The 11697-nt window shown below is 66.5% G+C and carries 8 protein-coding genes; 5 read left to right on the top strand and 3 right to left on the bottom strand.

Annotation, left to right across the window (positions count from 1 at the left end):
• Positions 1 to 68 precede the first annotated feature (68 nt).
• Both rho and trxA read right to left on the bottom strand, forming a co-directional pair.
• The gene (gene rho / locus AC6LKD_RS31545; RefSeq protein WP_006218533.1) at positions 69 to 1328 is read right to left on the bottom strand and encodes a transcription termination factor Rho; all 1260 of its coding nucleotides are present in this window, start codon (positions 1326 to 1328) and stop codon (positions 69 to 71) included.
• Positions 1329 to 1445: 117 nt separating this feature from the next.
• Positions 1446 to 1772, bottom strand: coding sequence for a thioredoxin TrxA (gene trxA / locus AC6LKD_RS31540; RefSeq protein ID WP_006218534.1), 327 nt, complete (start codon positions 1770 to 1772; stop codon positions 1446 to 1448).
• A 326-nt stretch (positions 1773 to 2098) separates the two neighbouring features.
• Here trxA and AC6LKD_RS31535 point away from each other — a divergent pair, with 326 nt between their 5' ends.
• The 5 genes from AC6LKD_RS31535 (at position 2099) to AC6LKD_RS31515 (ending at position 8974) form a co-directional block, all read left to right on the top strand.
• Complete coding sequence (locus AC6LKD_RS31535; RefSeq protein WP_013392787.1) at positions 2099 to 4060, top strand: DNA topoisomerase IV subunit B; 1962 nt, start codon at positions 2099 to 2101, stop codon at positions 4058 to 4060.
• On the top strand, positions 4060 to 4665 hold the full coding sequence (locus tag AC6LKD_RS31530) for a YcxB family protein (RefSeq protein WP_498118448.1): 606 nt from the start codon (positions 4060 to 4062) through the stop codon (positions 4663 to 4665). The genes AC6LKD_RS31535 and AC6LKD_RS31530 overlap by 1 nt, the downstream gene beginning before the upstream one ends.
• Positions 4666 to 4700: 35 nt before the next feature.
• Positions 4701 to 7037, top strand: coding sequence for a DNA topoisomerase IV subunit A (gene parC / locus AC6LKD_RS31525; RefSeq protein WP_492276740.1), 2337 nt, complete (start codon positions 4701 to 4703; stop codon positions 7035 to 7037).
• A 114-nt stretch (positions 7038 to 7151) separates the two neighbouring features.
• A complete protein-coding gene (locus AC6LKD_RS31520; RefSeq protein WP_013392790.1) occupies positions 7152 to 7778 on the top strand; it encodes a TetR/AcrR family transcriptional regulator in 627 nt (208 codons plus the stop codon).
• Complete coding sequence (locus AC6LKD_RS31515; protein WP_498118447.1) at positions 7775 to 8974, top strand: DUF418 domain-containing protein; 1200 nt, start codon at positions 7775 to 7777, stop codon at positions 8972 to 8974. The genes AC6LKD_RS31520 and AC6LKD_RS31515 overlap by 4 nt, the downstream gene beginning before the upstream one ends.
• Here AC6LKD_RS31515 and AC6LKD_RS31510 read toward each other — a convergent pair whose 3' ends face one another.
• On the bottom strand, positions 8975 to 11593 hold the full coding sequence (locus AC6LKD_RS31510) for a TRAP transporter permease (protein WP_498118446.1): 2619 nt from the start codon (positions 11591 to 11593) through the stop codon (positions 8975 to 8977). It abuts the gene before it with no gap.
• Between the last annotated feature and the right edge of the window lie 104 nt (positions 11594 to 11697).

The following is an 11697-nucleotide window of genomic DNA, read 5'->3' as shown; positions in this document are numbered from 1 at the left end:
GCGCTTGGCGCCCAGGGCGTTTTTCATGGCCGGATCCAAGGCGCAGGCGCCGTGGACCGCGACGGGGCTTACTTCTTCTTCATCATGTCGAAGAATTCGGCGTTGGTCTTGGTGGCGCGCATCTTGTCCAGGATGAATTCCATGGACTGGACTTCGTCCATGTCGTGGATGAACTTGCGCAGCACCCAGACCTTCTGCAGCAGGTCCGGCGCGATCAGCAGCTCTTCGCGGCGAGTGCCGGACTTGTTCAGGTTGATCGACGGGTAGACGCGCTTTTCAGCCAGGCGGCGCTCGAGGTGGACTTCGGAGTTGCCGGTGCCCTTGAATTCTTCATAGATGACTTCATCCATGCGGCTGCCGGTTTCGATCAGCGCCGTACCCAGGATGGTCAGCGAACCGCCTTCTTCCAGGTTGCGGGCCGCGCCGAAGAAGCGCTTGGGGCGTTGCAGCGCGTTGGCGTCCACGCCGCCGGTCAGCACCTTGCCGGAAGCCGGCACCACGGTGTTGTAGGCGCGGGCCAGACGGGTGATCGAGTCCAGCAGGATCACGACGTCCTTCTTCATTTCGACCAGGCGCTTGGCCTTTTCGATGACCATTTCCGCGACCTGCACGTGGCGGGTGGCGGGTTCGTCGAAGGTCGAGGCCACCACTTCGCCGCGCACCGTGCGCTGCATTTCGGTCACTTCCTCGGGACGCTCGTCCACCAGCAGGACGATCATGACCGCGTCGGGGTAGTTGGTGGTGATGGCGTGCGCGATGTGCTGCATCATCACCGTCTTGCCGGACTTGGGGCTGGCGACGATCAGGCCGCGCTGTCCCATGCCGATGGGGGCGAAGACGTCAAGAATGCGGCCCGTGAGGTTTTCCTCGCTCTTGATGTCGCGTTCCAGGCGCATGGTCCGGTTCGGATGCAGCGGCGTCAGGTTTTCGAACATGATGCGATGCTTGATCGCTTCAGGCGCCACGCCGTTGACCTTGTCGACCTTGACCAGGGCGAAATAGCGCTCGCCATCCTTGGGCGTGCGCACTTCGCCTTCGATCGAGTCGCCGGTGTGCAGGTTGAAGCGACGGATCTGCGAGGGCGAGATGTAGATGTCGTCCGTGCTGGCCAGATACGAAGTCTCGGGCGAGCGCAGGAAGCCGAAGCCGTCCGGCAGGACTTCGAGGACGCCGTCGCCGAAGATCTGCTCGCCTTGCTTGGCGCGCCGTTTCATGATGGCGAACATCAATTCCTGCTTGCGCAGGCGGTTGGCGTTCTCGATTTCCAGGCCGGCGGCCATTTCCAGCAGCTGCGAGACGTGCAGCGCCTTCAGTTCGTTGAGGTGCATCGCGGTGGGATTTTGGGGGAGAGTGAAGGAGAGTTCTGGCGGCGCGCCACGGACGGGCACACGCGGTATTGAATGAGCGCCGCCCCGAGGGCGGCGCCTTCGTTCACGGCACGCGGCTTACAGCGCGCCGTCCAGGAATGCGGTCAGTTGCGACTTCGACAGCGCGCCAACTTTGGTGGCGGCGGCTTGGCCGTCTTTAAAGAGCATAAGGGTAGGAATGCCGCGGATGCCGTACTTGGTGGCGGTGCCCTGGTTTTCGTCGACGTTCAGCTTGGCGATCGTCAGGCGGCCGGCGTACTCCGTGGCGACTTCTTCCAGGATCGGGGCAATCATCTTGCAGGGGCCACACCAGGCAGCCCAGTAGTCCACCAGCACCGGCTGGCCGGATTTCAACACATCGGCATCGAAGCTGGCGTCACTGACGTTCTTGATTTGGTCGCTCATGATGGTGATTCTCGGTTCGGCAGCAAAAGGCGCGTAAAAAGGGACGCGCCTCGCCGTTGTTCTTGTTTGTGGATGGACTCAAGCATACCACTGTCAATAACAACAGGCATACCACTGTTAATAACAACAGGAGTTGCTGGATTTGTGTAGGATGTTGCGGCGCAGTTGTCGCGATCCGAGCCGTGTGGCCCCGATGCGCTGGCTGTGACTGTCATCATCCTACCGAATTCGGAGCTGCTCAGGTCGTGCTCATCCCACTGGGAGCCGCGCAGAATCTAGGCTTATCCGTAAAATGTCGGTTTTTTTCCACAGATGTTGGGGATAACTTGGCCACTCCACGTTACACCGAGGCGTCCATTCGCGTCCTGAAGGGACTGGAGCCCGTGCGCCAGCGCCCGGGCATGTACACCCGAACCGAAAACCCCCTGCACGTCGTGCAGGAGGTCATTGATAACGCCGCAGACGAGGCCTTGGCCGGCTACGGCAAGCAGATCCAGGTCACGCTGCATATCGACGGCAGCGTTTCCGTCGAGGACGACGGGCGCGGCATTCCCGTCGGCCTGCATCCCGAAGAGCATGCTCCCGTGGTGGAGCTGGTGTTCACGCGCCTGCACGCCGGCGGCAAGTTCGACAAGGCGGGCGGCGGCGCCTACGCCTTCTCCGGCGGCCTGCACGGCGTCGGCGTGTCGGTTACCAACGCCCTGGCCACGCGCCTGGAAGTGGTGGTGTGGCGCGACGGCGCCGTCAATCGCCTGGTTTTCAAAGGCGGCGACGTGGCCGAGCCCCTGGCGCCCTATGACCAGGGCGGCCGCAAGAAGTCCGGCACCCGCGTGCGCGTCTGGCCGGACGCCAAGTATTTCGACAGCCCCAACATTCCGCTGGGCGAGCTGACGCACCTCTTGCGCAGCAAGGCCGTGCTGCTGCCGGGGGTCAAGGTATCCCTGGTCAATGAGAAGACCGGCGACACCAAGACCTGGCAGTACCAGGACGGCCTGCGCGGCTACCTGTCCGAGGCGCTGGCCGGGGCGGAGTTGATGGTGCCGTTCTTCGAAGGCGAGCAATACGCCGGCGCCGACCACGAGAACTTCGCCGAAGGCGAGGGCGCCCAGTGGGTGGTGGCCTGGACCGAGGACGGCAACGCCGTGCGCGAGTCCTACGTGAACCTGATCCCCACGCCCGCCGGCGGCACCCATGAATCGGGTCTGCGCGAAGGCCTGTTCAGCGCGGTCAAGGGTTTCGCCGAACTGCACAGCCTGCTGCCCAAGGGCGTCAAGCTGCTGCCCGAAGACGTGTTCGCGCGCGCCAGCTTCGTGCTGTCGGCCAAGGTGCTGGACCCGCAGTTCCAGGGGCAGATCAAGGAACGCCTGAACAGCCGCGACGCCGTGCGCTTGGTCGGCGGTTTTTCCAAGAGCGCGCTGGATCTGTGGCTGCACAGCAACGTCGAGTACGGCAAGAAGCTGGCCGAACTGGCCATTCGCCAGGCCCAGGCGCGCCAGCGCTCGGCCCAGAAGGTGGAAAAGCGCAAGAGCTCGGGAGTCGCTGTGTTGCCGGGCAAGCTGACCGATTGCGAATCCAGCGACGCGACCCGCACCGAAGTCTTCCTGGTCGAGGGCGACTCCGCCGGCGGTTCGGCCAAGATGGGCCGCGACAAGGAATTCCAGGCCATCCTGCCGCTGCGCGGCAAGGTGCTCAATTCCTGGGAAGTGGACCGCGACCGGCTCTTCGCCAATAACGAAATCCACGACATTTCAGTCGCCATCGGCGTGGACCCCCACGGCCCCGGCGATACGCCGGACCTGTCGGGCCTGCGCTACGGCCGCATCTGCATCCTGTCGGACGCGGACGTCGACGGTTCGCACATCCAGGTGCTGCTGCTGACGCTGTTCTACAAGCACTTCCCCAAGCTGGTCGAAGCCGGCAACGTGTTCGTGGCCAAGCCGCCCCTGTTCCGCCTGGACGTGCCGGCGCAGGGCAAGCGTCCGGCGCGCAAGATCTACTGCCTGGACGAAGGCGAACTCGAGGCCGCGCAGGACAAGCTGCGCAAGGAAGGCGTGCGTGAAGGCGCCTGGGCTGTCAGCCGCTTCAAGGGCCTGGGCGAAATGAACCCCGAGCAGCTGTGGGAAACCACCATGAACCCGGACACGCGCCGCCTGCTGCCCGTGGGCTATGGCGACCTGACGCCCGAAGACACCACCCGCATGTTCGACATGCTGATGGGCAAGGGCGAGTCCTCGCAGCGCCGCGCCTGGATCGAAGAGAAGGGCAACCTGGCGGAGCTGGACATCTGATGGCCGCGTCCGCGCCCGGGCAAGCCCGTATGGATGTCGAGATGACGGCCGACGACTACGCCGACTTCGCCGCTTACGTGTACAAGCGGCCGGAGCTGCGCCGCCGCCGCTATCGCTCCCATCTGCGTTTCGCGGTCCTGATGATCGTGGCCCTGCTGGCCTACCTGATCTGGCAGACCTGGGACGGCAATATGCCGAACTGGGGGCGGATCCTGCCCGTGTACTTCCAGGGGTTGGCGGTGGGCCTGGGCATCCTCATGCTCCTGGCGCTGGCCTACGAGTACGTCCTGCCGGCGCTGGTCAGGATGAACACGCGCCGCATGCTGAAAAGGCAGCCCGACGAGTTGTTCCTGGGCCGCCATCAGCTGGATTTCGGCGCCGACGGCATCACGGACACCACTTCTACTGCCTCCGGACGCATGGACTGGTCCGATGTGCGGCGCGTCGAGGAAACCCCGCAACATCTCTATGTCATTCTCGGCACCTTGCAAGGCGTGATCATCCCCAAGCGCGGGCAGGACGCCGCCACGCTGGATGCGGTGCGGACCCAGCTGCGCGCGCATGTCGCCGATACGCAACTGATGTCGTCCGCGCAGGCGCTTTGACGCCGTTTCGATGAAATTGTCTACCTGAATACATAATGACCGACAGCAATCAACCTGGCTTGTTCGATTCCAACCCGCCCGGCGGCGATGGCGACGGCGATGGCGATGCCGCCATCACCCTGGCGCGCTACGCGGAGCAGGCCTATCTGGACTACGCGGTTTCCGTGGTGCGCGGCCGCGCCCTGCCTGACGTGGGCGACGGGCAGAAGCCGGTGCAGCGCCGCATCCTGTACGCCATGCAGGCGATGGGACTGGCCGCTGGCGCCAAGCCCGTGAAGTCCGCGCGCGTCGTGGGCGACGTGCTGGGCAAATACCACCCGCACGGCGACCAGGCCGCCTATGACGCCATGGTGCGCATGGCGCAGGATTTCTCGCTGCGCTATCCGCTGATCGACGGCCAGGGCAACTTCGGATCGCGCGACGGCGACAACGCCGCCGCCATGCGATACACCGAAGCCCGCCTGACGCCCATCGCCAAGCTGCTGCTGGACGAGCTGGACGAAGGCACGGTGGACTTCGTGCCCAACTACGACGGCAGCCAGCAAGAGCCGCAGATGCTGCCGGCGCGCCTGCCCGTGATGCTGCTCAACGGCGCCTCGGGCATCGCGGTCGGCATGGCCACCGAGATTCCGCCGCACAACCTGCGCGAAGTGGCGCAGGCCTGCGTGGCGCTCATCAAGCATCCGCAATTGCCGGACGCCGAGCTGCACGCCTTGATCCCGGGTCCGGACTTCGCGGGCGGCGGGCAGATCATTACGCCGGCCGAGGACATCGCCCAGATCTACGCGGGCGGCCGCGGCTCGCTCAAGGTGCGCGCCCGCTGGCAGTTCGAGGAAATGGCGCGCGGCCAGTGGCAGTTGGTGGTCACCGAGCTGCCGCCCGGCACCTCGGGCCAGAAGGTGCTGGAAGAGATCGAGGAAATCACCAACCCCAAGGTCAAGACCGGCAAGAAGAGCCTGACGCCCGAGCAGACCCAGGCCAAGGCCGTGATGTTGAACCTGCTGGACGCGGTGCGCGACGAATCCGGCAAGGACGCCGCCGTGCGCCTGGTCTTCGAACCCAAGACCTCGCGCGTGGACCGCGACGAATTCGTCAACACCCTGCTGGCGCAGACCAGCATGGAAAGCAGTTCGTCCATCAACCTGGTGTGCATCGGCACCGACGGCCGGCCGCGCCAAAAGGGCCTGCGCGACATCCTGGTCGAATGGATTGCGTTCCGCACCAACACCGTGGTGCGCCGCACGCGCTACCGCCTGGACAAGGTCATCGACCGCATCCACGTGCTGGAAGGCCGCATGGTCGTCTACCTGAACGTGGACGAAGTGATCCAGACGATCCGCGAATCTGACGAACCGCGCGCCGCGCTGATGGAACGCTTCAAGCTGTCCGAACGGCAGGCCGAGGACATCCTGGAAATGCGCCTGCGCCAGCTGGCCCGGCTGGAAGGGTTCAAGATCGAACAGGAACTGGCGGACAAGCGCGAGGACCAGGTGCGCCTGCAGGAACTGCTGGACAATCCCGCCTCGCTCAAGCGCCTGCTGGTCAAGGAAATCGAGGCCGACGCCAAGCAGTACGGCGACGACCGCCGCACGCTGATCGAGACCGCCGAGCGCGCCGTGCTCGAAACCAAGGTGCTGGACGAACCCGTCACCGTGATCGTGTCGCAAAAGGGCTGGCTGCGCGCCCGCCAGGGCCATGGCCACGACGCCTCGCAATTCGGCTTCAAGCAGGGCGACGATATGTACGGCGCCTTCGAGTGCCGCACCACCGACACGCTGATCGCCGTGGGCGACAACGGGCGCGTCTATTCGGTGCCGGTCGGCGGCCTGCCTTCGGCCCGCGGCGACGGCCAACCCGTCACCACCATGATCGACCTGGGCAGCGGCACGCGCATTGTCCACACGATCGCGGCCGCGCCCGACAGCCGCTGGCTGCTGGCCACGCGCGGCGGCTACGGCTTTGCCGCCAAGCTGTCCGACATGGTCAGCCGCCAGCGAGCCGGCAAGCAGTTCATCACCCTGGAAGAGGGCGACGAACTCCTGCGTCCGGTGCCGCTGTTCGCCGGCGCCAAGCAATTGGCGCTGCTCTCGCACAAGGGCAAGTTCCTGGTCTTCGGCCTGGACGAGGTCAAGACCTTGTCCGGCGGCGGCCGTGGCACCATCCTGATGGGGCTGGACGGGACCGACAAGCTGGACCAGACCGTGCCCATTGGCGCGGGCGGCCTGCGCGCTGCCGGCATCTACCGCAACAAGCACACCGAGGACATCCTGGTGGGCGATGCGCTGGCGCCGTACATCGGCAAGCGCGCGCGCAAGGGCCGGGCGCTGGACGTGCGGCCGAAGCAGCCGGTGCTGTCGCCGGTGCTGGGCTAGGCCCCGGCGGGCAGGCAAGAATGCGGCGGGCTTCGGCCCGCCGTTTTTTCGCCTGTTGACCAGCGGCGAGATCCCGGTATTTAATAGATAGACTATTCAGTCTATTAATTAAAGATGCGCAAGATCGACCCCATCAAGCAGCAGGAACGACGGAATCAGATACTGGCCGCGGCGGCGGACTGCTTTGCCGAGCAAGGCTTCCATTCGACGTCCACGGCGCAGATCTGCGCCCGCGCCGGAATGAGCCCGGGCAACCTGTTCCATTACTACGGCAGCAAGGCCGAAATCGTCGAAGCGCTGATCGCGTCGGACACGGCGTCGGCGCGCGAGCTCATGCGGGAAGCGTGCGCCGCGCCGGACGCGCGGCGGGCGCTGGCGGACTGGGTCGGCGCGCAGTTGGCGCTGCATCAGGATCCGGCCTACGTCAGGCTGGGCATGGAAATCCTGGCCGAGGCCGTGCGCAACCCGCGGGTGCATGCGCTGGTGATGGAGAACGAGGCTGCACGCAAGGCCGGCCTGGTGGCGCTGTTGGAAACAATCTGGGCGCAACGCTTGCCGCCGCAGCCGCCAGCGGAAATGGCCGACACCTTGTTGCTGCTGCTGGACGGCGTCTACAGCCGTTCGGTGGTCGATCCCGCTTTTGGCGCGGTAGCGGGCAGCCGCCTGTTGGAGCAGGCCTTATTGCGCTGCCTGCCCCCTGGCAAAGCCGGGCGGGCCGCAGCCGCAGGGAGGCAGGCATGAACGCGCCGGCAACCTACGCGCGGCTGGAGCAGGTCGACGCGCTGCGCGGCTTCGCGCTGTTCGGCATCCTGGTGGTCAACATCGGCGTGTTCTCTTCGCCGTTCTATGGCGCCGGCGTCGCTGATCCCTCCTATTCGCAGCCGCTGGATCTGACCGTGCGCTGGCTGATCGCCTGGCTGTTCGAGACCAAGTTCTACCTGCTGTTTTCGTTCCTGTTCGGCTACAGCTTCACCCTGCAGATGAGCGCCGCCGAGCGCAGCCAGGCGGCCTTCGCGCCGCGCTTCCTGCGGCGGCTGGCGGGCCTGGCGCTGCTGGGCTTGGCGCATGCCGTGCTGTTCTATCAAGGCGACATCCTGCTTACCTATGCGTTGTTGGGGTTGGCCCTGCTGCTGTGCCGGCGCATGGAGCCCAGGCGGGCGCTGCGCATTTCACTGTGGCTTATCGTGCTGACCGCGTCGCTGTGGGCCATCATGGGCGCGCTGAGCTACCTCGATCCGGTGCCGCCGGAGTACACGGCGCAGTACTACGCGGATGCGCTGAGCGCGATCGAGGCGTACCGGGGCACCATAGGCAGTACCATCGCGCAGCATATGAAGGAGCTGACTGAGGGAGTGTGGTTCACGGTCCTGTTCGTGCAAGGGCCGTTCGCGTTCGCCATGTTCCTGGCTGGCTACGCGCTGGGCCGCCGGCATGCGCTGGCGGACCCCTGGCGCCAGCCGCGGACACTGTGGCTGCTGTGCGCGCTGGGCCTGGGGCCTGGCCTGGCGGGGTCCGCAGCCTACGCCTTCAGCGCGCTGCCATCGGCGGGCGTGGCCTGGGAACTGCCGGGGCTGGCGGCCGACCTGCTGACCGCGCCGCTGCTCAGCATGTCGTACGCCGCGGCCTTGCTGCTGGCGATGCGCACCCCGTCCGGTGCGCGGCTGGCGGGCTGGCTTGCGCCGGCCGGGCGGATGGCGCTAAGCAACTACCTGATGCAGTCGGTCGTCTGCGCCTTCCTGTTCACCGCATGGGGCCTGCGGCTGTTCGCCTCGGTTTCGCCGCTGGCGGCATTCTGCATCGCCGTGGCGATTTTCGCGGCGCAGCTGCCGCTGTCGGCATGGTGGTTGCGGCGCCATGCTTACGGCCCGGTGGAATGGTTCCTGCGCGCGCTCACCATCGGCGCATGGCCGGCCTGGCGGCGCGCGCGGGCGGACTGATCAGACCGGCTTGGCGCGCAGCCGGCCGACGGCGGCGCCGCCATCCCGACGGCCCTGGCGCGTCCACATGCCCGCCAACAACAGCAGCGCGGGCACGTACACCCAGAAGTCGGACCAGCGCTGCGGGTTGGGCGCCTTCACTTCCACCACGTCCCAGCCTTGTTCCCAGCCCGCGCGCTGGGCGCGGCTGCCGAAGCGCACGCCGCCGATCTGCGTCTGGTCGCCCAGGCTCATCAGCGTCAATCCCGCCTCGGCCAGGCGCTTGCGGCCGGCGTCCTGTCCGCGAGCGTTGTCGGTCAATTCAGGCAGGGCGACGGCCACGGTCTTGGTCAGCTCGTCGCCTTCCAGGTTGATGCCGCGCAGCACCACCGTCAACCGTCCATTGTCGGGCAGCGCGCCCGCGATGGCCTGCATCTCGGACGCGGGCCGGCTTTCATGGCGGGCCGCGAAATGGTCCATGAACCAGTCCGGGCGGAACAGCATGAACGTGATCAGCAGCAGCACGCCGACTTCGACCAGCGTGCAGCGCACGCGGAACCAGCGCATGGTGGCGGCGGCGAAAGTCAGCGAGGCGATGGTGGCGCCCGTCACCACCAGGGCCAGCTCCCAGCCGTAGGTGACGTCGATCAGCAGCAGCATGGGGTTGAACACGAACATGAACGGCAGGATGGCCGTGCGCGCCGCGTAGGTCACGCCCTGGATGCCGGTCTTGATCGGGTCCTCGCCCGAGATGGCGGCAGCCGCGAACGTGGCAAGCCCCACGGGTGGCGTGATGTCGGCCATGATGCCGTAATAGAAGACGAACATGTGCACGGCGATCAGCGGAATGACCAGGCCGCTCTGCGCGCCCAGTTCCACGACCACGGGCGCCATCAGCGTCGCCATCAGGATGTAGTTGGCCGTGGTCGGCATGCCCAGGCCCAGGATCAGGCAGACCACCGCCGTGAAGATCAGCATCAGCAGCACGTTGCCCATCGACACCAGCTCGACGAAGGCCGTCATGCGCAGGCCCAGGCCGGTCAGGGTAATGGCGCCGACGATCAGCCCGGCGGTGCCGCAGGCGATGGCGATGCCTATCATGTTGCGGGCGCCGTCCTCCAGGCCGCCGATCGCGTCGCGCCAGCCCTGGCGCCAGGCCGGGGCTGCCGGCTGCTTGCGGAACCAGGCGATCAGCGGACGCTGCGTGACCATCTGGAACAGCATCGCCATTGCCGCCCAGAACGCCGAGAGGCCGGCCGACAGTTCTTCCACGCTCAGGCACCAGACCAGGATGCCGATGGGGATCAGGAAGTAGAGCCCGGCGCGCACCGTGGGCCAGGGCTGCGGGCGCACCGGATGGTTGATGTCGATGTCCTGGGGCAGATCGGGATGGCGCGCCGCGATGCGCAGCAGCCATAGATAGAGCGCCGCCAGGATGGCCAGCAGCACCCAGATGGCCGCGGCGCCCGCCATGGCCTGCACGCCCGTGCCTATCCAGTAGGCGGCGCCCATCACCAGCAAGGTGCCGCTGATGCCCATGCCCCATCCGGCCAGCTTCTGCAGCGGCGTGCGGGCCGGACCCGAGGCCATCATGGGCTGGATCCCTAGTTTCAGGGCTTCCAGGTGGACGATGTAGAACAGCGCGATGTACGAGATCGAGGCAGGCAGGATCGCGTGGCGGATGATGTCGGTATAGGGGATGCCGACGTATTCGATCATCAGGAAGGCGGCGGCGCCCATCACGGGCGGCATGATCTGTCCGTTGACGGACGAGGCGGTCTCGATCGCTCCCGCGCGCACGCCGCCGTAGCCGGCCTTCTTCATGAGGGGAATGGTGAAGATGCCGCCCGTCACCACGTTGGCCACCGACGACGCCGACACCAGGCCGTTGACGGCCGAGGACACCACGGCCACCTTGGCCGGCCCGCCGCGCAGATGTCCCAGCAGCGCGAATGAAACCTGCATCATGTAGTTGCCGGCGCCGCACTTGTCCAGCATGGAACCCAGCAGCACGAAGATGAAGATGTACGACACCGACACCCCCAGCGCCACGCCGTACACGCCTTCGGTCGTCAGCCACATGTGCGACATCAGGCGTTCCAGCGAAGCGCCGCGGTGCGCCAGCACGTCGGGCAGCCAGGGGCCGGCCAGGGCGTAGGCGACGAACACCAGGCCCAGCACCGTCATGGGCAGGCCGAGCGCGCGGCGCGTCACTTCCAGCAGCAGCGCCAGGCCGATCGCCGCGGTGGCCACGTCCATGGTCGTGGGCTGGCCGGGGCGGCCCGCCAGCTCGTTATAGAAGAGGTACAGATAGCTGCCGCAGAAGCCTGCCATCAGCGCCAGCGCCCAGTCGTACCAGGGCATGCGGTCGCGCGCCGAGCGCTTGCTGGCAGGGTAGGCCAGGTAGCCCAGGAACATGGCGATGCCCAGGTGCAGGGCGCGCGCCTCGGTGTCGTTGAAGATGCCCCAGCTCAGCGTGAACGGCAGCGGCGATGCGTACCAGAGCTGGAAGAAGGACCAGATCAGCGCGCCCGCCGCCAGCGTGGCGCCCGCCAGGCCGCCGGCATTGCGGCCTCCGCGGTCGGCGTCGGCGACCAGCTGTTCCAGGTCCGGGGCCGGCGTGTGCGGCTCTTTAGTCATGAAATTCCCCTACGTGTCATGGCGCGCGCCGGCGGCGCGGCGCGCGTTGTGTCCCTGCGCGCGGTTGCGTCGCGCCGGGGACAGCCGCCTTGCGGGGCCGGGCT

The organism is Achromobacter sp. D7-1 (assembly GCF_059760445.1).
The sequence above is the reverse complement of the archived record's forward strand: the minus strand, read 5'-3'. Positions and strand labels throughout refer to the sequence as shown.

Bases quoted from the DNA above. Each gene is read 5' to 3' on its own strand.
- parC (WP_492276740.1), top strand. From the start codon at position 4,701: ATGACCGACAGCAATCAACCTGGCTTGTTCGATTCCAACCCGCCCGGC.
- rho (WP_006218533.1), bottom strand. From the start codon at position 1,328: ATGCACCTCAACGAACTGAAGGCGCTGCACGTCTCGCAGCTGCTGGAA.
- AC6LKD_RS31520 (WP_013392790.1), top strand. From the start codon at position 7,152: ATGCGCAAGATCGACCCCATCAAGCAGCAGGAACGACGGAATCAGATA.
- trxA (WP_006218534.1), bottom strand. From the start codon at position 1,772: ATGAGCGACCAAATCAAGAACGTCAGTGACGCCAGCTTCGATGCCGAT.
- AC6LKD_RS31510 (WP_498118446.1), bottom strand. From the start codon at position 11,593: ATGACTAAAGAGCCGCACACGCCGGCCCCGGACCTGGAACAGCTGGTC.
- AC6LKD_RS31530 (WP_498118448.1), top strand. From the start codon at position 4,060: ATGGCCGCGTCCGCGCCCGGGCAAGCCCGTATGGATGTCGAGATGACG.
- AC6LKD_RS31515 (WP_498118447.1), top strand. From the start codon at position 7,775: ATGAACGCGCCGGCAACCTACGCGCGGCTGGAGCAGGTCGACGCGCTG.